Source organism: Gemmatimonadaceae bacterium (assembly GCA_036003045.1).
Taxonomy (GTDB): Bacteria; Gemmatimonadota; Gemmatimonadetes; order Gemmatimonadales; family Gemmatimonadaceae; genus JAQBQB01.
Map to the genome: position 1 here is coordinate 22,936 of DASYSS010000074.1, position 18,966 is coordinate 41,901.

At 65.9% G+C, this 18,966-nt stretch carries 11 protein-coding genes; 7 read left to right on the forward strand and 4 right to left on the reverse strand.

The genetic code is table 11. The features are described from left to right. Positions 1-299 precede the first annotated feature (299 nt). From VGQ44_17610 to VGQ44_17625, 4 genes are all read left to right on the forward strand, one after another. The gene (locus tag VGQ44_17610; protein HEV8448654.1) at positions 300-1,724 is read left to right on the forward strand and encodes an alpha/beta hydrolase; all 1,425 of its coding nucleotides are present in this window, start codon (positions 300-302) and stop codon (positions 1,722-1,724) included. Between the two features lie 382 nt (positions 1,725-2,106). Further along, a complete protein-coding gene (locus VGQ44_17615; GenBank protein HEV8448655.1) occupies positions 2,107-2,730 on the forward strand; it encodes a DUF4136 domain-containing protein in 624 nt (207 codons plus the stop codon). 125 nt (positions 2,731-2,855) lie between these two features. Continuing rightward, positions 2,856-4,436, forward strand: a complete 1,581-nt coding sequence (locus VGQ44_17620) for a DUF1254 domain-containing protein (protein HEV8448656.1) — start codon at positions 2,856-2,858, stop codon at positions 4,434-4,436. Between the two features lie 484 nt (positions 4,437-4,920). Beyond that, entirely contained in the window at positions 4,921-8,334 is a 3,414-nt protein-coding gene (locus VGQ44_17625; protein HEV8448657.1) for a hypothetical protein, read from the forward strand. Positions 8,335-8,542: 208 nt separating this feature from the next. On the opposite strand, the gene VGQ44_17630 is transcribed toward VGQ44_17625, so the two are convergent. After that, positions 8,543-8,839 (reverse strand): four helix bundle protein, encoded by a 297-nt coding sequence (locus tag VGQ44_17630; protein HEV8448658.1) that lies wholly within the window; start codon positions 8,837-8,839, stop codon positions 8,543-8,545. A gap of 334 nt (positions 8,840-9,173) precedes the next feature. Beyond that, on the reverse strand, positions 9,174-12,479 hold the full coding sequence (locus tag VGQ44_17635; GenBank protein HEV8448659.1) for a hypothetical protein: 3,306 nt from the start codon (positions 12,477-12,479) through the stop codon (positions 9,174-9,176). 460 nt (positions 12,480-12,939) lie between these two features. Between VGQ44_17635 and VGQ44_17640 the strand changes: the two genes are divergently transcribed. Both VGQ44_17640 and VGQ44_17645 read left to right on the forward strand, forming a co-directional pair. Beyond that, positions 12,940-14,862, forward strand: a complete 1,923-nt coding sequence (locus tag VGQ44_17640) for a multicopper oxidase domain-containing protein (protein ID HEV8448660.1) — start codon at positions 12,940-12,942, stop codon at positions 14,860-14,862. An 11-nt stretch (positions 14,863-14,873) separates the two neighbouring features. Beyond that, positions 14,874-15,467 carry a class I SAM-dependent methyltransferase gene (locus VGQ44_17645; GenBank protein ID HEV8448661.1) on the forward strand — a complete coding sequence of 198 codons (594 nt, stop codon included), beginning with the start codon at positions 14,874-14,876 and terminating at the stop codon, positions 15,465-15,467. Between the two features lie 37 nt (positions 15,468-15,504). Here the strand turns inward: VGQ44_17645 and VGQ44_17650 are convergent, their stop codons facing one another. Then, entirely contained in the window at positions 15,505-15,891 is a 387-nt protein-coding gene (locus VGQ44_17650) for a hypothetical protein (protein ID HEV8448662.1), read from the reverse strand. Between the two features lie 120 nt (positions 15,892-16,011). Here VGQ44_17650 and VGQ44_17655 point away from each other — a divergent pair, with 120 nt between their 5' ends. Further along, positions 16,012-17,682, forward strand: a complete 1,671-nt coding sequence (locus VGQ44_17655; protein ID HEV8448663.1) for a competence protein CoiA family protein — start codon at positions 16,012-16,014, stop codon at positions 17,680-17,682. 431 nt (positions 17,683-18,113) lie between these two features. On the opposite strand, the gene VGQ44_17660 is transcribed toward VGQ44_17655, so the two are convergent. Next, a complete protein-coding gene (locus tag VGQ44_17660; protein HEV8448664.1) occupies positions 18,114-18,680 on the reverse strand; it encodes a Uma2 family endonuclease in 567 nt (188 codons plus the stop codon). Positions 18,681-18,966 lie beyond the last annotated feature (286 nt).

Here is an 18,966-nt window from a genome sequence, read left to right on the forward strand (position 1 = left end):
GTAACTCGATCACCACGGAAATCCGCCGAGGCGCAACGCGCCCGCGCGCCCCCAGGTGCGCCCCCTCATGGGGAAGCGCGAGCTGGAGTCCGCCGGGTGAGCGGCGAGGGGTGGGGCTGTCCGGAGCGGAGCCATTGCAGCATTGCCGGCAGTATCGGCAATGCTGCGCGTGGTCCGCGGAGGACAGCCCCACTCCGAGCCCCCAACCCCCGAGCCCCAAGCCCGCAGCGGAACACCGGCCACAACATTTACACCACTCCATCTCCTCCCCCCGCTTCTACACTCCATCTTTCTTCGTCATGTTCCCCGCCCTCATCGCGTTGCTCGCACAGGCACCGTCGCCTCACCTGCGCGAGCAAGCGATCGAGCTTCAACCCTGCCGCATCGCGGGAGTGCCGGTCGCGATTCGGTGCGGCACGTTCATGGTTTACGAAGATCGCGCGCACAAACGCGGGCGGCGGATTCCGCTCTTTGTCAGAGTAATTCCGTCATCGTCGGCATCCCCCGCGGCGGACCCGTTCGTGCTCGTGTCTACCGGAGGGCCGGGCACGACGAATAGCGACGTCGTCCCATTCGCGTACGCGCGCGGTTGGGCGCGAGACCGCGACGTCGTTCTCGTCGACTTGCGGGGAACAAGTGGGCCCGCCGCGGATCGCCTCGACTGCGACCTGCCGGGCACCCCCGAATCACCGATCGGCTACCTGAAAAACGTCTTCGACACCGTGACGGTCGCGAGATGCCGCGCCGCTCTCGAGAAGCACGCGGATTTGACGCAGTACACCACGGCGAACGCGATGGACGATCTGTACGACGCGCTCGTCGCCCTCGGCTATCGGCGGGCAAATCTGTACGGCATCTCCGGAGGGACGCGCGAGGTTCTGGAGTTCATGCGGCGTCATCCGGCCATGGTGCGATCGGCGATCCTCGCGGGCGTCGCACCCGTCAGCTTCAAGAATCCACTGGAGCACGCGCGGGCGGCGCAGGAGGCGTTGGACTCGCTGTTCGCCCAATGTGAGCGCGAATCTTCGTGCGGCGCGGCATTTCCGAAACTGCGCGCCGAGTTCGCCCGACTTCGAGAGACGGCGAGCAGCCATCCAATAACGACGCGGGTTCCGCCCGCACTCGGCGGACGCGAAGCGACTGCGCAGCTCACGTGGGCGATGATCGCCGAGACGATTCGCACGATGAGCTACGGCGGCGGACGCTCGATTCCCTTCGTGATCCACCAAGCCGCGCTCGGCGACTACGGTCCACTCATCGAGGCGGGCGTCGAATCGAACCAGCGAACGAAGGGCGCCATCCGGTTCGGCTTCCTACTGTCTCAAACCTGCCTCGAGGATGTGCCGCGCATCTCCGACGCCGAGGTCTTGCGCGAGACCGCGAATACCTACCTCGGCGACACACGCGTGCGTCAGCAGCAGGCGGCGTGTCGGCAATGGGTCCACGGAACCGCGCCGCTCGGTGTCGGCGATTCGTCTCCTGTCAGGAGCGACATCCCTGTCTTCATGCTTTCGGGCACGATCGATCCGGTGACACGTCCTCGATTCGCCGCCGACGCCGCGCGGTATCTGTCACACAGCATCCACGTGATCGCACCCGGCGGACACGTGCCCTTCGGCCCGTGCGTCGACGCGATGGAGCGACAGTTTCTCGAAGCTCCGAGTCGGCCCGTCGATACATCATGTGTGAAGTCGATGTCGCTGCTGGGGTTTCGAGTTCGATGAAACTGCAAACTGCGCAGCTGATGACGACGCGACTCATTAGCACCGCACGTGCCGTACGGCGCGACTCCCGAACTGCGCGAAGGGCGCACCCGCCAAACGTCGTCTGAAGGTCGCACCCGCTAAACGTCGTCTGGCAGCTGCGACCCTCGCGTTTCTAGGCAGCCGCGCTCGTTCACGCTTCTTGGCAGTCGCGCCGTTCGCGCCCTTTGTCAGGTGCGCCTCTATCAGTCGCGCCCCATTCAGTCGCGCCCTTTGTCAGCTGCGCAGTCGGCAGTCAGACTACCTTGGCACAAGGTACAACGACCGGCGGACAGTCCTGCCGGGATGACGAGCATACGCGCTGCGTTTTTGGAGAACCGTCTTCTTCCGTGAGAGCGCAGTTATGCTTGACCCGAGACGCCTCGTCATCACCGGCGCGTGCGCGATTGCGGTTGTGGCCGCGGCCGGCGCGGTCGCATGCAACTCGAGCCCGGTGCGCGTCGCGACGGTGACCGTGGACTCCGCGGCGCCCGCCACGTTCAGGACCTTTGCGATCAAGTCGCTTCCGGTAGACGCGCGCGTCCAACGCAGGGCAGGGGTGGTCGTGCCCGGCGAAAAGAACCAAGCGGCCGGTAGCGTCGTGTTGGACATGGATCCGATGGCTCCGACGTCGCCCGTCGGCATCGCGATTCGGCAGAATCTGGCGGACGCTTTCGCCAATCGCGGCTATCAGGCCGCGCAAGGTCCTGTCGACTTCTACGTCGCGTACTACGCCGGCACCGGATCCGTCGTCAGCACCCGCGCCTCGGAGCAGGGCTACAAGGCCGACGGTCGCAAGATTTCGACGGAGACCATCGAGTATCCCGCCGGCACGATCGTCGTCGACGTCGTGAACGCGCACAACGACTCACTCGTCTGGCGCGGCACCGGTCTCGCACCGATCCCGAGCAATCCGAAAGACTACGCGTACGTCATTCAGAAAACCGTCGACAGGATCGTCGACGAATTCCCGAAGGCGCAGCGCTGAGTCTGCGCGCGCGTGTGCGTGTGCGTGTGCGTGTGCGTGTGCGCGAGCCGCGGACTCGCCTTCGCCGGCCGAACACGGGCGTCGAGCGAGCGGGTGGGACTGTCTGGAGCAGAGCCGAGGAAGTATTGCCGGGCCGTGTCGGCAATACTTCACTGGTCCGCGGAAGACAGTCCCACCCCGAGCGCCCCGAGCCCCGCGGAACACGGAACCGCACGCGCCTGTGCGCGACGGGCGTCGCGCTGCTCGTCGTGCTCAACAGCTGCAAGGGCGTCGACGCGCAGAAAGGTGCCACGTCGCAGTCGGCCGCGGCGGCGCAGACGGACACGTTATGGAAGCGGGACTCGACGGTGGCCAAGGATTCGGCGGCGAAGGCGGACGCTGAACGGATCGCGCTCGACGCGTACGTGTACGGGTACCCGCTCGTGACCATGGACCGGATGCGGCGCGTGATGACCAACGTGTCGTCCGCCGGCGAAACGCGCGCGCCGGTGGGACAGTTCGCCAACATGCCGAGCTATCCGGATCCGTCGTTCAAGGATTGGCCGACGCCGAGCCCGAGCACCCTCTATTCGATCGCGTGGCTCGACCTCGAGCGTCAGCCGTACGTGCTCTCGCTCCCCGACGAACACGGCCGCTACTATGTGATGCCGATGCTCGGCGGGTGGATGAACGTGTTCGAATCGCCGAGCGCGCGCACGGCGGGGAAAGGGACGCAGCTGTTCTTGATCGCCGGTCCCGGCTGGAAGGGCTCACAGGATACGTTGGGCGCGACGTTCATCCGCGCGCCGACGAACCTCGTGGCGATCCTCGGCCGCACGTTCGCCAAAGCGACACCGACGGACATGCGGGAGGCTCGCGCACTCCAGCGGCAGTACACGCTCGTTCCGCTCGGCGCGTACGGCAGACCGTCGGCACGGGTCGACCCGTCTCGGGTCGACCCTTCCATAGATATGAAGACGCCGATTCGCGCGCAGGTGAACGCGCTCGACGCGCCGGCGTTCTTCAACCAGCTCGCGATGCTCATGAAAGCGAATCCGCCCGCGTCTACGGATTCGGTGATCGTCGCGCAGATGGCGAGCATCGGCATCGTCGCGGGCCAGCCATTCGATCCCACCAAGCTGGGCAATCACGCGAGCGAGATTCTCTCCATCGTTCCCCGGCTCGGTCAACAGCGCATCATGGCCGTCGAGACGAATCTGCCGATCGTGCATGGCTGGACGTCGTCGAACAACTTGGGCGCGTACACCGATCACTTGGACTTCCGCGCCTACGCGGCGATCGTCGGCTTCGACGGAAGCCTGCCGAAAGACGTCGTCCACGACATAGCCGGAACCGACGTCGCGCAGCACCCGCTCGATGGGACGCGCCGCTACGTGATGCACTTCGCGAAGGGAGAAGAGCCGCCGGCAAAAGCGTACTGGTCGATCACGATGTACGACTCGGCACACGCTCTCGTGCCGAACGCGATTCATCGCTACGCGATCAGCCCAAAGCAAACTCCGGTGACGCACAACGCCGACGGCTCGCTCGACATTTTCTTCCAGCACGAGCCGATCGCCGGACCCATGCAGTCGAACTGGCTCCCCACTCCGGCCGGTCGCTTCTATCTCGTGCTTCGAATCCACTCGCCGACCGACTCCGTGTTGGCGGGCACGTGGAGTCCGCCCGGGGTGGTCGAGGTCGGAACGCGCGTTTGGGAACGGTGAGCCGTGCGCGTTCTCAGCGAGGAGACACACGCGCTGAGCCGCCCGGGGTCTTCCGCGCTGCCCCCGCGTGGATACGAAGCCCGTTTGGTCGTTGTCGTCCGTCGGTTCGGAGCGCGCGCCCCCACTCGGAACCACGCGCCCCCGGCTTGGAAAGCCGCCGCGGCGCAACGCGCCCGCGCGCTGTCAGTGCGCACCCTCCGGGGATGGCACCCGGGCAACAGGCGAGGTCCAGTCCGTGGAAGGTGCGGGGTGGGGCTGTCCGCAGCGAAGCGCTTGTAGTATTGCCAGGCAGTACCGGCAATACTGCGGGGCGTCCGCGGAGGACAGCCCCACCCCGCGCCCCCCCCAAGAAACCCGGAACCCCGCGCCGTTTCACGCCGGCCACAACACTCCCCCCGGCCGTGTCGTAACGCTATTGTCGTAGAACGCCCGGGCCCCCACCAAACGGCCCGGCCGTACACTCCCTCCAATCCGCAGGAACCGTATGCAACGATCGCGTTTGCTCGCCGCCGCCGCCGCCGGTGTCGCGCTGGCGTCCGGCCAAGTCTCGGCCCAAGGCCTCGATACGACCGTCACGAACGCCTTCAAATGGCGTCAGATCGGCCCGTCCAACTTCATGGGCCGCGTCTCGGACGTTCAGGGGATCCCGTCCCCGTCCAAGACCCTCTTCGTCGCCGCCGCCGGAGGTGGAATCTGGAAGTCCTCCAACTTCGGCATCTCCTGGCGCCCCGTGTTCGACGACAAGGACGTCGTCGCCATGGGCATGCTGGCCATCGCGCCGTCTGATACGAACGTCATTTATGCGGGAACCGGCGAACCCAACTCGCGAAACACCATCGAGCCGGGGAATGGCGTCTACAAGTCCACCGACGGCGGGCTCCACTGGACCCACATCGGCCTCCTGAACTCCCAGCATATCGGGCGCATCCAGGTCGATCCGCGGAACGCAAACACGGTGTACGTCGCTGCACTTGGGCCAGCTTGGAAATCGGGCGGCGAGCGCGGGCTGTATAAATCAACGGATGGCGGCACGACGTGGAAGCTGATCAAGGCGCCGGCGAACGATAAGACGGGCGCGATCGACGTGCAGATCGATCCGTCGAATCCCGACGTGATCTATGTGTCGATGTGGGAGCGCTACCGCACGCCGTACTCGCTCCTTTCGGGCGGTGTCGGCTCGGGTCTCTTCAAGTCGACGGACGCCGGTGCGACGTGGACGGAGATCAAGGGCAGCGGGTATCCCGAAGGCCCCAAGGGCCGCATCGGCATCGCGATCTCGCGCTCGAATCCGCAGGTCGTCTACGCGCTGACCGAAGCCGCGTCGATGGAGCCGGGTCCGATGAAGTTCAATCCGGCGAACCAAGCAACCGCGAACGGCCTCTATCGCTCGGCGGACGGCGGCAAGACGTGGCAGCACATGAACAACATCGACGTTCGTCCGTTCTACTACTCGCAGGTCCGCGTCGATCCGAAGAACGAGAACCGCGTCTACTTCTCGTCGACGACCATGCAGGTGTCGAACGACGGCGGCAAGACGAACATGGACGCGACGGTGGGAGTCCACGTCGACGACCACGCCGTGTGGATCGATCCGAACGACGGCGAACGCTGGGTGGTCGGCATGGACGGCGGCATCGCGATCACGTATGACCGCGGCGGCAACTTCTGGTATCCGCAGAACCTGCCGATCGGCCAGTTCTACGACGTGAGCTTCGACTACGCCATTCCATACAACGTCTGCTCCGGCGCGCAGGACAACGGGGCCTGGTGCGGACCGAGCAAACGCCGATCGACGCCCAGCAACAACACGTACTGGTACACGATCTCGGGTGGCGACGGCTTCTACACAGCTCAGGATCCTACGGATCCTTCGATGGTCTGGGGCGAATCGCAGAACGCCGGCATCCAGCAGACGAATCTCAAGACGGGCGAGCGCGGCCGAGTCAACAAGCCGACGTGGAACGAGCGCTATCGCATGTGGGAGGATTCGATCGCGATCGTAAGAGGCGACCCACTCCGACCGGCAACAGCGGACGCTCTTAAGAAGATCGCCGCGTATCGCGTCGATCAGAAAAAAGACTCGGCCGATCTCCAGATCCGATATAACTGGGAATCGCCGTACTTCCTCTCGCCGCACAACCCGCAGGTCTTCTACCTCGGCGGCAGCAGAGTTCTGAAATCACTCAAGCGCGGCGAAGATCTCTTCCCGATCTCGCCCGATCTTTCAGTCAAGAAGGATCCCGCGCAGGAGAAAGCTCGCCTCGCTCGTCTCGATACCGTCGAGCATTACACGGGCGGCGTCACGCTGGATCTGACCGGCGCCGAGGCGTACGGAACGGTCGTGGCGTTGCAGGAATCTCCGCTCAAGCCGGGCCTGCTGCTCGCGGGCACGGACGACGGCAACACGTGGATCACGCACAACGACGGCGCCACGTGGGAGGATCTCACGCCCAAGTTCACCGCGCTCGGCGTTCCGTGGGACGCGTATGTGGTGCGAGTCGAGCCGAGCCACTTCGACACGCTCACGTTCTACGTCGCGTTTGAAAATCATAGATGGAACGATTTCAAGCCGTATTTGTTCGCGACCAATGATGGCGGGCGGAGCTTCCATTCCATCGTCAACAATCTCCCGAGCTCGAGCCCCGCGGATTATCTGCACGTCATCCGCGAGGATCCTCATAATCGCGACCTGTTGTTCGTGGGCAGCTCTCGTACAGCGTACGTGTCGGTGGACCGCGGCCAAACCTGGTCGCGTTTCTCGAACAACCTGCCCACGGTTCCCGTCTTCGATTTGCAGATCCACCCAAGGGATCACGAGCTGATCGCGGCGACGCACGGCCGCAGCTTGTGGGTGAACGACATCGCGGCGCTCGAGCAGATTACGCCGAAGGTGATCGCGCAGGGCACATATTTGTTCAAGCCGAAGACCGCGTACCAATGGGGCGAAGGTCCGCAGCTCAACCTGCCGGGCAACGGCTTCGCGCAGGCGGTGATGACGTACGCGAACCCGCCGTTCGGCGCGGACATCGTCTATCGTCTCGCCGCGAACGCGCCGGGCAACGTACGTCTCGTCGTGTCCGACGTGGCCGGCGACACGCTGGCAACGCTCAACGGCCCAGGCGGCGCCGGCGTGCATCACGTCGATTGGAATTTCCAGGAGCAACGCCCGCGTGGCGAGCGCGCCGAGCTCTCGCCGTCGCAGAAGCGTGACAGCATCCTGCTGCACACGCGCGCGCCGCAGGTGCTCGACTCGCTCCAGAAGGCCGGCTTCGACACCGCGGCGATCCGTCAGGTCCGCGCGCAAGTCGGCATCCTCGCCAACCCCGGCGGCCTCGCCGCCGGCGGCGGGCGGGGCGGACGTGGTGGCGGCGGTGGTGGACGCGGTGGCGCGGGCGGACAAGCCTGCGAGCATCCGACCACGCAGTGGGAGACTTTCTGCGCTCGTCCCGGCGAGGCGGCCGGCCGCGGTGGTCGTGGCGGCGGCGGTGGCTTCGGCGGTCTCGATTCAGCGACGGCGGCGGCCTTCGCTCCGGCCGCGACGGCCGGCGTGAACGTTCCGGCGGCGGGTGCTCGTGGCGGCCGAGGCGCGCGAGGCGGACGTGGTGGAACTGGGGACAACCTGTCGCCGGTTCAGCAGATCTGGAACATCATCGGTATGAATCCGCCGGCTGTTGGTGGCCGTGGTGGTGGCGGCGGCGGCTTCGGCGGCGGCGGAGCTTCGATGGCGAACACTGGGGACTATCTCGTCACGCTGTCCGTGGGTGGGCAGACGTACAAGCAGACGTTCCGTGTGGAGCGGGTGAGTGGCGGAGCGGATGCGGGGGGCGGGTTCGGTGAGGACGAGAATCACGACGGACTCGGACGGTACACGCCGCAGGCCGCGAAGAAGCAGAAGTAGATTGGCGGTTGAGAGTTTTGAGAACGGCAGCGGGCTACGAGCTCGCTGCCGTTCTTCTTTTTCGTCGATGCTCTAGAGCGCTGACGTGCTTAGAGCGCTGACGTGCTTAGAGCGCTGACGTCCTAGGAGCGCTGACGTCCTAGGAGCGCTGGCGTCCTAGGAGCGCGGAATCACGTCTTCGTGATGGAATCGATCATCTTCACTGCCGTCACGAGACGGTGATGTCACGCCAGTACGGTCGATCCTCGATTCGCCTGGCGATTCTGTTGGCTAACAGATGCCGGATTGCCTCCTCGGCTTCTCCGCGCGCGATGAAGAGCACGCGATTGCGGTCACGATCGGTTCCCCGCCCAAAGGCTTCACCGACGTTGCCATGCAGTGACTCCGCCGCGTCTAGCAGTTGCCCTTTGAAGAGCAATCTGGACCTGCCGGTCGCGAGTTGAATGACGTCGGCGAGGATCTTCTGAGCGAGATCCAACAATGCGAGGTTGCGGTGAGTGCCCATCGGCAACGATGGTGGCAGAGGCAGAGCAAACCACCGCCGAATCCCCTCACCTCACACCAAAATCTCCCGCCCTCACACCTCGCCCGTTGGGACATTGGCGCTCCCAGGACATTGGCGCTCCCAGGACATTAGCGCTCCCAGGACATTGGCGCTCCTAGGACGTTGGCGCTCTTAGGACGTTGGCGCCCTTAGGACGTTGGCGCTTTTAGGACGTTGGCGCCCTTAGGACGTTGGCGCTCCCAGGACGTTGGCGTCCTTAGGGCGTTGGCGTCCTTAGGACGTTAGCGTCCTTAGTACGCTGGCGTCGTTAGGACCCCAGCGCCCTTACCTCCTTCTACGGCACCACCGACGCCGCGATTCCGTTCGCCTTGAGGAATGCAGCGAACGCCGGCGCCTCCACGTCCACGATCTTCTTGTACTCCGCCGCGATCGCCGCGAGCTCCTGCTTGAACCCCGCGTTCACCGCGACCTGCTGCGTCGTCGGCCCGACGTCCCCGCCGCTGCTTCCGCTTCCCGGCGTGCCGACCATCGGCCCGATCATCCAACTGATCCGCTCGTAGAGCTGCACCGGCTTCCTGAACGCGTCCTCGCTGCGTCCCGTGTTCCGGAGATCGATCAGCTTACTCTCGACCGCACTCGCCTTCACGTCGAACGCTTTCGCCGCGTCCACCACCGCGCTCTTAGCGGGATCTTTCGAAGCAGCCGCCGCCGCGTCCTGCGCTTGCTTGCGAAGCTCCTCCATCCGATTCCCCATCTTCGCCGCCGAGTCGATCTCGGCGAGCACTTCGCGGACGAACGCCACCTGCGCGCGAATCGTCTCCGGCGTGCCCGGCGAGTGCGGATCGGGAAGCACGGTGAGTTGAGTCGTCTTCTCGGCTGACCCGGCCTTCACGTGCACGGTGTACACGCCCGGCGGCACGATCGGACCGGCGGGAGGAATGCGCGTGCCGTACGCCGCGTAGTTGCGGCGCGCCGGTGCCCACGGCTCGTCGAGCGGCGGCACCTGCATCACGATCGTCGAGCCCGACTCGTAGCGGAGATCCCACCACACCCGATTGATCCCCGTGTGACCTGCGACGGTGAGCGTGCGAATCGCGGCGTTGTTGGGACCGGTGATCGACACCTTCACGTCCGGCGTCTCGCTCTTGAGCGAGAAGTCGATGTCGGCGCCGTACTGCGCGTTTTCGCCGGTCACGTGCGGATCCACGTCCGATTCGCGCGCGTCGTTCGTTTGACGGAAGCGATACGCTGGGCGCGTGGCGAAGAGATGAAAGTCTTCCGACTGCGCCGAATCCCACGTGCGGAGCGGCGTGACGTCGTCGAGGATGTAGACGCCTCGGCCGTGCGTGCCGATCACGAGATCGTTGAACGTCGGCTGCACCTGCATCCAGTAGATCGGCGCGGGCGGCAGATCATTGCGAATTCGCTGCCACTTTCCGCCGTCGTCCCACGTCACGTACAGCGCGTTGTCGGTGCCGAGGTAGAGCATGCCCTTCCGAACCGGATCCTCCACGACGATGTGCCCGCTCGAGTTCACACCTTTGGGAACGCCGGCCGAGATGAGCTTGAACGATGCGCCGTAGTCGGTGGTCTTATAGACGCGCGCGTCGTAGTCGGCCTGGTGTTGCAGGTTGACGACGACGTAGGCAGTCGCCGCGTCGAAGTGCGACGGCGCGATGCTCCACACCGTACCCCAGGGCGGCAGATCGGGAATGTTCTTCGTGACGTTCGTCCAGTGGAGACCGCCGTCTTTCGTCACGTGCACCTGTCCGTCGTCACTCCCCGTCCATATCACGCCCGCTCCCGTCTTCGCCGGCGACTCGGCGATCGCGTACAGCGTGCCTCCGTCGAACGTCGTGAGGTTGTCCGCCGAGATGCCGCCCGAGTTCTGTTGGTGCGATTTGGTGTTCGTCGTGAGGTCGGGGCTGATCGGCTTCCAGCTCTGCCCTCCGTCGGTCGTCATGAACACGACCTGCGAGCCCGCGTACACGCGGTTGTGATCGTGCGGCGAGATGGCGAGCGGCGTGATCCAGTCCCACCGGTATTTCATGTCCGCCGGCGCCCATCCGTAGCTCGTGATGGGCCAGGGACTGACGTCTCGGGCCATTTGATTTTTATAATCGATTCGTACGATGCGCCCGTTGTCGCACCCGGACCACACGACGTCGGGGTTCGTCGGATCCGGCACCGCGAACGCGTCCTCGCACCCGCCCGTGTTCTGCCAGTTGCTGAGCGGAATCCCGCCCCGTCCACCGCCGGCGCGCGACGGCCCGCGGAACGACGACTTGTCCTGAATGTTGCCCATCACGTTGTACGGGATCGCGTTGTCGGCCATCACGTGATAGACCTGCGAGATGGGCAGCAAGAAGTGCTTGTAGCTCGCCGCGCGATTGTCGCTGATCGCGACACCGGCGTCGTTGGCGACGAGCACGCGATTGGCGTTCGTCGGATCGATCCACACGTCGTGGTTGTCCCCGCCTGGCGCCGAGATCGGCGGCCCGGCCGGCCCCTCTCCACCTGCACCTCGCCCGCGCCCGCCGCCGCCGCCACCACCACCACCTCCTCCTCCCCCACCAGCTTGGAAGACGGTCGTGCCTCCGTCGCGCGACATCGTGAACGCGACCGAGGGGAAATAGAGCAAATTCTCATCGTCTGGCGACACGCCCACGCGCGTGTAGTACGGCGACCGCTCGCCGGGCAGGTGCGACTGATTCACGAGCTGCCACGTCTCACCGCGATCGCTCGACCGATAGAGCCCCGGCGCCGGCGCATCCTGCACCAACGCGTACACGCGATTCGGATTACTCGGCGCAATCGCCACCGCGATCTTGCCGAGCGGGTGATCGGCTGCGGGCAATCCATGACCAGCGATGCGCGTCCAGTTGGCGCCACCATCGTGCGTCACGTACACGCCGCTCCCGAGCCCGCCGCTGTGCAGATCCCACCGATGGATGTCGAGCTGCCACGCGCCGGCGAACAACGTCTTCGAGTCGTTCGGATCCATCGCCAGGTCGGAGCAGCCGGTGCTGTCGTTGACCGCCAACACCTGCGCCCACGTCGCGCCCCCATCTATAGTATGGAAGACCCCGCGCTCCTTCTGCGGCCGAAACGCCTGCCCGATCGCGCAGACGTACACGGAGTTCGCGTCGCGCGGGTCGATGACGATCCGCGCGATGTGCCCGCTCTCGGCGAGCCCCATGTGCTGCCACGTGCGCCCCGCGTCGGTCGACTTGTAGACGCCGTCGCCGAGTGTGTAGTACGGGCGAATGAGCCAGGGTTCGCCCGTCCCCGCCCACACGGTTTCGTGCGCCGAGGGAGCGACGGCGAGCGCGCCGATCGCCGACACGTCTTTGTCGTCGAAGATCGGCGACCAGTTGATGCCGGCGTCGGTCGTCTTCCAGATCCCACCATCGGCGGCGCCGATGTAGACGGTCATGCGGTCGCCGGGCACACCGGTGATCGACGCGACCCGATTTCCTTCCGGGCCGACAGGGCGAAAGTGAAGTGCGGCGAGTCCGTCCGGCCCACCGGTAGCGCGCCCGCCACCTTGGCCGCGGCCGCCGCGTTGGGCGCTCGCGGATTGAGCGTTGACTACGAGGAGCGCGAAAAGAGCGAAAGACGATGGGAGGAGTCGACGCATCGGCTGGCTCGAATATGAGATAGGGATGCTACGATTTTGCTCCCAAGGACGGGGAGGGCGCAAGCGAGAGCGCAGCTTTTTTGGGGCGCTGATGTCGTCCTAGGGGCGCTTACGTCCTTACGGCGCTGACGTCCTTACGGCGCTGACGTCCTTACGGCGCTTACGTCCTTAGAACGCCAACGTCCTTACGACGCTAACGTCCTTACGACGCTAACGCCCTTACGGCGCCCCTAGGACGTCAGCGCTCCTAGGACGTCAGCGCTCCTAGGACGTCAGCGCTCCTAGGACGTCAGCGCTCTAAGGACGTCAGCGCCCCTAGGACGTCAGCCCCGTACGGGAAAGCGCCCGCCGAGTGAATCGACGAGCCCAGCCGTTTGCGTTCGCGGCTCGCTGCCCCCAATGTTGTTCGCCCTCCCCAGGCGCACAGCTCAGTCCGCCCCTTCCCTCCCCCAAGGCTTCGATGACGAAGACCGATTTGGTGCTCGCGCCGGCGCTGGCGCTGGCCGTGTTGACCTTCGACGGCGCCCCGCCCTCACCCCGCTCGCCGCTCCCGCCCCCAATTATCGAGACGAACGACAACCGCGTCCCCGCCGGCACCATGAGGAACGGTGCTCTCGACGTGCAACTCGACGCCCGCGAGGGCGTTTGGCATCCGTACGGTCCGAGCGGTCCACCCGTCACGATTCAGGCGTTCGGCGAAGTCGGGAAGCCTGTTCAGATGCCCGGGCCAATGATTCGCGTGAAGGCCGGCACGCGCGTTCATGCGAGCGTCACGAACTCGACGAGCGGCGTGCTGGTGGTGCACGGCCTCGCGGACCGTCATCGCGCGATGATGGACACGCTTGTCGTGCCCGTGGGCGCGACGCGCGAGGTCACCTTCACCGCCGCCGACGCCGGCACGTTCTTCTACTGGGGCACGACGACCGGTGTCGCGTTCGGCGACCGCATTCTCGACGGCGCCCAGCTGAGCGGGGGGTTCGTCGTCGATCCCGCCAACGCCGCGCCGCGGCCGGACCGCGTGTTCGTCGTGCAGTGGTACATCCCGAAACAGAAGAAGGACAGCTCGCCCGACTTCGCGAACGGGTTCTTCACGTTCAACGGCCGGCCCTGGCCTTACACCGAGCGACTGGAGTACAGCCAGGGCGATTCGGTGCATTGGAGATTCATCAACACCACGGCCGACGTTCATCCGCTGCATCTGCACGGTTTCTACTTCCGCGTCACCGCGCGCGGTGACGTCCGGCGCGACACGCTCTATTGGAAGGCGCAGGAGCGCATGGGCGTGACGGAGCTCATGGACGAAGGCACGACGATGGACCTCTCGTGGTTCGCCGACCGGCCGGGCTCCTGGATCTTTCACTGCCATCTCAATTTTCACGTCATTCCGAATCCGGCCCTCGGTGACGCTATCCAGTCCGACAGCGCGCGCGCGGCGGAGCTCTTTTCTGCTCCCGACATGCCCGCGATGCAGCAGGGGCACGCGATGGACAACCACGCCGAGAAAGGCATGGGTGGACTCGTGCTCGCGATGCACATCAAGCCGAAGGCGACGTGGAAGCCCTATGCCGGCCCTCGAGAGCGACTCAGACTCTACATCCAAACCGACTCTCAGCCGGGCGACACGGCGCGACGCTTCGGCTACGCGCTGGCGCGCGGCAACGAAGTCCCGGCGGTGAATGCCGTGCAGTGGCCCGGACCGCCCATCGTCCTGCACAAGGGCAGACCGACGAGCATCTGGGTCATCAATCGCTCGACCGAGCCGTCGCAGGTGCACTGGCACGGCCTCGAGATCGACAGCTACTACGACGGCGTCGCGGGGCTCAGCAGCAACGCCGGCATGGTGTCGCCGATGATCATGCCTCGCGATTCGTTCGAGGTGACGGTGACGCCGCCGCGCGCGGGCAGCTTCATGTACCACACGCACATCAACGACCTGAGGCAGCAGAGCCACGGCCTCTACGGACCGATCGTCGTGCTCGACAGCAACGAGACGTGGAATCCGGAGACCGATCTGATCTTCCAGTCCGGGACGGACCCGACGGATTCACCGATTCTCAACGGCAGCGCGTCGCCCCCGGCGCTCACGCTGCACGTCGGGAAGCCCTACCGTGTTCGGCTGATGAACATCACGCTCGACAACCCGTTCAACGAGCTCTGGCTCACCGGGAAGGACGGCGCGTCGCTGTTCTGGGTTCCGCTCGCGAAGGACGGTTTCGACTTGCCGGCGTGGCAGCGAGAACCGCGGCTATCTCGGCAACGCGTGAGCATCGGTGAGACGTACGATTTTCGCGTGAAGTTCTCCGAGCCCGGCGAGTATGAGATCGAGGGGCGAACGGCCAACGGTGCGCAGTACGCGAAGCAAATGATCCATGTGGTGACGTAGAGGAGGACCCGATGTCGATGTGGGACGAACGCTACTCGGCGCCCGACTACGCGTATGGCGTCGAGCCGAACGATTTTCTGAGATCCGTCGCGGACCGCATTCCCCCCGGCCCGGTGTTGTGCCTCGCCGAGGGCCAGGGCCGGAACGCGGTCTACGTCGCGTCGCTCGGCCATGAGGTGCTCGCCGTCGATCAATCGGCCGTGGGGCTCGCGCGGGCGCGGGAGCTGGCCGCATCGCGCGGCGTGACGATCGCGACGCAAGTCGCCGACCTCGGCGCGTTCGACATCGAGCCAGGAGCCTGGTCAGGGATCGTGGCGATCTTCTCGCACCTGCCGCCGCCTTTGCGCGCTCGCGTGTTCGGCGCGGCGGTCCGCGGTCTCGCGCCTGGCGGCGCATTCGTGCTCGAGGCGTACACGCCGAAGCAGCTCGAGTACCGCACCGGTGGTCCGCCGGACGTCACGCTGTTGATGACGCTCGATGCGTTGCGCACAGAGCTCGCGGGACTGCGCATCGAGCACGGCGTCGAGACCGAGCGGGAGGTTCACGAGGGCGAGCATCATCACGGGCGGTCGGCGGTCGTGCAGATCCTGGCGTTCAAGCCGTAGGTCAAGCCGCATTTTCGATCGCCGCGGCTAGCCGCGTTCAGGCGAGGACCGCCGCCGGTGCCGGACCCGCATCGACGAGGCGCTTGTTCGCCGGTTCGACGCGGAGATTCAACCCCTCGAGCGATCGCGCCCCGAGCAGAACGAGGTCGCCCGGCTCGCCGAACACGACTTCGTCGGCGGCGCGCTTGCCGGCGACGTGGACGAACGCCGCTCCCGCCCAACGCTCGAGCACCGTTCCATCCGCTTGGCGAAACCGCCACGGCGTGTAGCGCTCGATGCCGAGTGATTCGAGAACTTGCGCCGGGATCCACGTGAGCTCGGCGCCCGTGTCGACGAGAACATCGTGCAGAAGCCGCCGCTCCCCCGGGCGCGCCGGGTTCTCGATCTCGATGTCGATTCGAAATGTGCCCATGGCGTCGGACATCGTAACTCCGGTGAGTCCGCCGAGAGGTACCGGCTCATGGCCGGTGGTGTCAATCGGCTGCTGGTGCGCGAGTACTCGAGCGCGCTGTCGCCATACCGGCCCGTCCCCCATCATTCCTGCATGCCTCCCGTCGGGCTTCTTTGGGTTCTCGTTGACGGAACGCCGCGCCACGTCTCCGAGTTCGCGTCGCTGCCGGCGCGCCGGCGTCCGCGCGCCGCGTGCCCGCAGTGCAACCGGCGGCTGACCCTCAAGCTCGGCGCCGTACGACGACATCATGCGGCCCACCATCCGGGCGCCGTGTGCGCGTCGACGAATCCGGAAACCGCCCTCCATCTCGACTGCAAGCTCGCCCTCGCGTCGACGCTCCGACGCGCCGGGGCCGGCGACGCGAGTCTTTCGATCGCCGAATGCTGCGCGGGCACGAGGGGCGCCGCGTGCGGCGAGCGACGTGAAGGCGTTTGGGTGAGTGGATGGAACGAGGTCCTCATCGAGCGCCGAGTCGGCAACGCGCGGCGGCCGGACTTGGTTCTGGTGCGAGACGGTGTGCCGCTCGCCGCGATCGAAGTCGTCGTCACGAATGCCGTGTCGCCCGAGAAGGCGCGGGCACTCGTGGAACTGCGCGTGCCGTGGATCGAGGTGCGGGCGACGGAAGTCTTGGCGTCACCCGGCGGCTGGTCGATCGGCGAGGCACTGTCGGTGGAGCGGGTGAGCGAGTGCGACCCATGGCGGTGCCCGGCGCATGCCGCCGAGCACACGGCCGACGTCGCCGCGATCGTCGCCCAGCGCCAGGCGGCGCGCGAGGCCGAGCGTCACGCGTCGATCCTTCGCGCGGCCCGCGTGGTCGATCTCTATCACCCGCGCGGCGTGCGTGAGCGTTTCATTTATCGCGTGGACGAGTTGCTGCTGGATGGCCGGACGGAATCGCTTCGGCTGCGCCGAGGAGGCGCCGACGTGAGCATTCTGCCGGCCGGCTCAGATGGCGCCGCCCGTGCTGCGTGGACGAGGTTGCGCCTCGCATTCGCCGCCGACGTCGAGCGATTCCTGCGCGGCGAGGGGTCGTTCTCCGACAGCCCGATGCGATGGGCGGTCCGCGACGCCGCGGAAAACCTCGTCTACGAAGCACTCGGCGATCGCGTGGGCCGTGATCCGACGCCACTCGCGACTCGTTACCCGAGGCGCTGGTTCTACTCGACGAAGGTCGAACGGGGGTTCCTCCCCGAGGACATGCGCGACGTCCGCTGGGATCGCCCGTCGCCGGACGCATTTGCCGCGCACCCCGCGTCGGCGCGCGCGCGCTCCGCCGTGCAGGAGCGGCCTGCGCCCGAAGGGAGCTGGTCGACGCCCGTGTTCTCGAGCCGCCCGATCGGCGCGATGTTCGCCGCGGGTGGGTTCACGGTCGCGAGCGAGGACGACGGCATCTCCGTCGTCGACGTCGCGCCGTCCGCCGGCGCGCGGCGGGTGATCGTCGTCCTCGAGCGAGAGCCGCGTCCCCCACACGTCGAGTCGCTCGCCTCGCGACTCGCCGCCGAATCGACGGAGGCGATCTGGATCTCGCATCCGTCGGATTGGTGCGAGGCCCTCTCCGGCTTCGCGTGGGCCCCCGCCGGCCGCGATTGGCACGGACGGGGCGGCATCGTCGTCGACGGCCTGGGCGTCTTTCGCGCCGATCAATTTGCGCGCGCCCTTGCGAAGCGGGATCGCCGTTTGAGGACCGAGTCGATCGTCGAACGAATGAGGGAGCGGGTCGAGCGAATCAGATCGAACCGAGCCGGCACGACGCGCTCCTCCTGACACTTGGCGCGCGACCTGCCATCGTCACTTCAACGCGACGCCTTCGCTGGCGCGCCTACGATGGGCCGGCCAAGCCTGCTACGAATCTTGGTTCCGACGACGCGGAAGGCCCAAAGTTGGATCGGGATTTCGTAAAGGCGCTGCCGTCCTTACAACGCTGCCGTCCTTGCAGCGCCAACGTCCTTGCAGCGCCAACGTCCTTACAGCGCTGCCGTCCTTACAGCGCTGCCGTCCTTACAGCGCTGCCGTCCTTACAACGCTGACTTCCTAAGGGCGCACTTACGGGCGAAGCCAGACGCCGTTAGACGGTTGGCGCTTCTAGGCCGTTGGCGCTCCAAGGCCGTTGGCGCTCTAAGGCCGTTGGCGCTCTAAGGCCGTTGGGGCTCTAAGGCCGTTGGCGCTCTAAGGACGTTGGCGCTGCTACAGGCCGTTCACCGCTTTGCCTCGCTGAACAGCTCAACGAGATCGACCTCTAACGGCTCGCCCGTCGCAGTTGGTCTCCAGCTCAACGTGTCTGTGAGGATTTCCGGCCGCTCGTCATCCGGCCTCCACCGTTCGACGAGCTCGCTCTCCGGATCGACGAGCCACAGCTCGACGCGCTCTTTCTGATACGTCGGCCGTTTCCCCACGCGATCGTGTCGCGCCGAGCCAAGCGAAACGACCTCCACGGCGAGCGACAATTCGTGCGCGGCATAGCGATGGCCGGACAGAAGGTCTCTCGCCGTCGCTACGAGCAGGTCTGGTTGTAGTACGGTCCGATCCTCAAAGCGAACATCGAACGGCGCAATCAACAGCTCACCCAGGCCGTTCGTCTGAACGAACGGAGCGATCAGCATTGCCAGGCGAAGCACAAGCCGCTGATGGACGCGGTTCGGCGACGGCGTCACGAGGATCTCGCCGTCCAGGAACTCGTGACGCGGTCCAGGCGGAGCGGCGTCGCGCAGGCGCTCGAACTCTTGCAGCGTGAAGCGTCGTTGCGGCCGCGATGACAGAGGCATGCCCATAAGCTGCTCGGCGTTCGTCGGAGGACGCAACTCGGCACCGCCAACGATAGGGCTGCTTGCCCGATGCGCCGTCATCAACTCACCGCAGCAAGGTTCGCTTCTACGCCGTCAGCGTCGTTAGGACGGTGGCGCCGTTAGGACGGTGGCGCCGTTAGGAAGTGTGCAAATGTCAGTGAGCGACGCGCGGCGGCGCAGGTTGGATTGGGACTTCGTAGAGGCGCCAACGTCCTTAGGGCGCCGAGGGCCTTACACCGCCGCCGTCCTTACAACGCTGCCGTCC

What these genes read in the sequence shown, in the direction of transcription:
- VGQ44_17610 (HEV8448654.1), top strand. Translation starts at nt 300, where the DNA reads ATGTTCCCCGCCCTCATCGCGTTGCTCGCACAGGCACCGTCGCCTCAC.
- VGQ44_17615 (HEV8448655.1), top strand. Translation starts at nt 2,107, where the DNA reads ATGCTTGACCCGAGACGCCTCGTCATCACCGGCGCGTGCGCGATTGCG.
- VGQ44_17625 (HEV8448657.1), top strand. Translation starts at nt 4,921, where the DNA reads ATGCAACGATCGCGTTTGCTCGCCGCCGCCGCCGCCGGTGTCGCGCTG.
- VGQ44_17630 (HEV8448658.1), bottom strand. Translation starts at nt 8,839, where the DNA reads ATGGGCACTCACCGCAACCTCGCATTGTTGGATCTCGCTCAGAAGATC.
- VGQ44_17635 (HEV8448659.1), bottom strand. Translation starts at nt 12,479, where the DNA reads ATGCGTCGACTCCTCCCATCGTCTTTCGCTCTTTTCGCGCTCCTCGTA.
- VGQ44_17640 (HEV8448660.1), top strand. Translation starts at nt 12,940, where the DNA reads ATGACGAAGACCGATTTGGTGCTCGCGCCGGCGCTGGCGCTGGCCGTG.
- VGQ44_17645 (HEV8448661.1), top strand. Translation starts at nt 14,874, where the DNA reads ATGTCGATGTGGGACGAACGCTACTCGGCGCCCGACTACGCGTATGGC.
- VGQ44_17650 (HEV8448662.1), bottom strand. Translation starts at nt 15,891, where the DNA reads ATGTCCGACGCCATGGGCACATTTCGAATCGACATCGAGATCGAGAAC.
- VGQ44_17655 (HEV8448663.1), top strand. Translation starts at nt 16,012, where the DNA reads ATGCCTCCCGTCGGGCTTCTTTGGGTTCTCGTTGACGGAACGCCGCGC.
- VGQ44_17660 (HEV8448664.1), bottom strand. Translation starts at nt 18,680, where the DNA reads ATGCCTCTGTCATCGCGGCCGCAACGACGCTTCACGCTGCAAGAGTTC.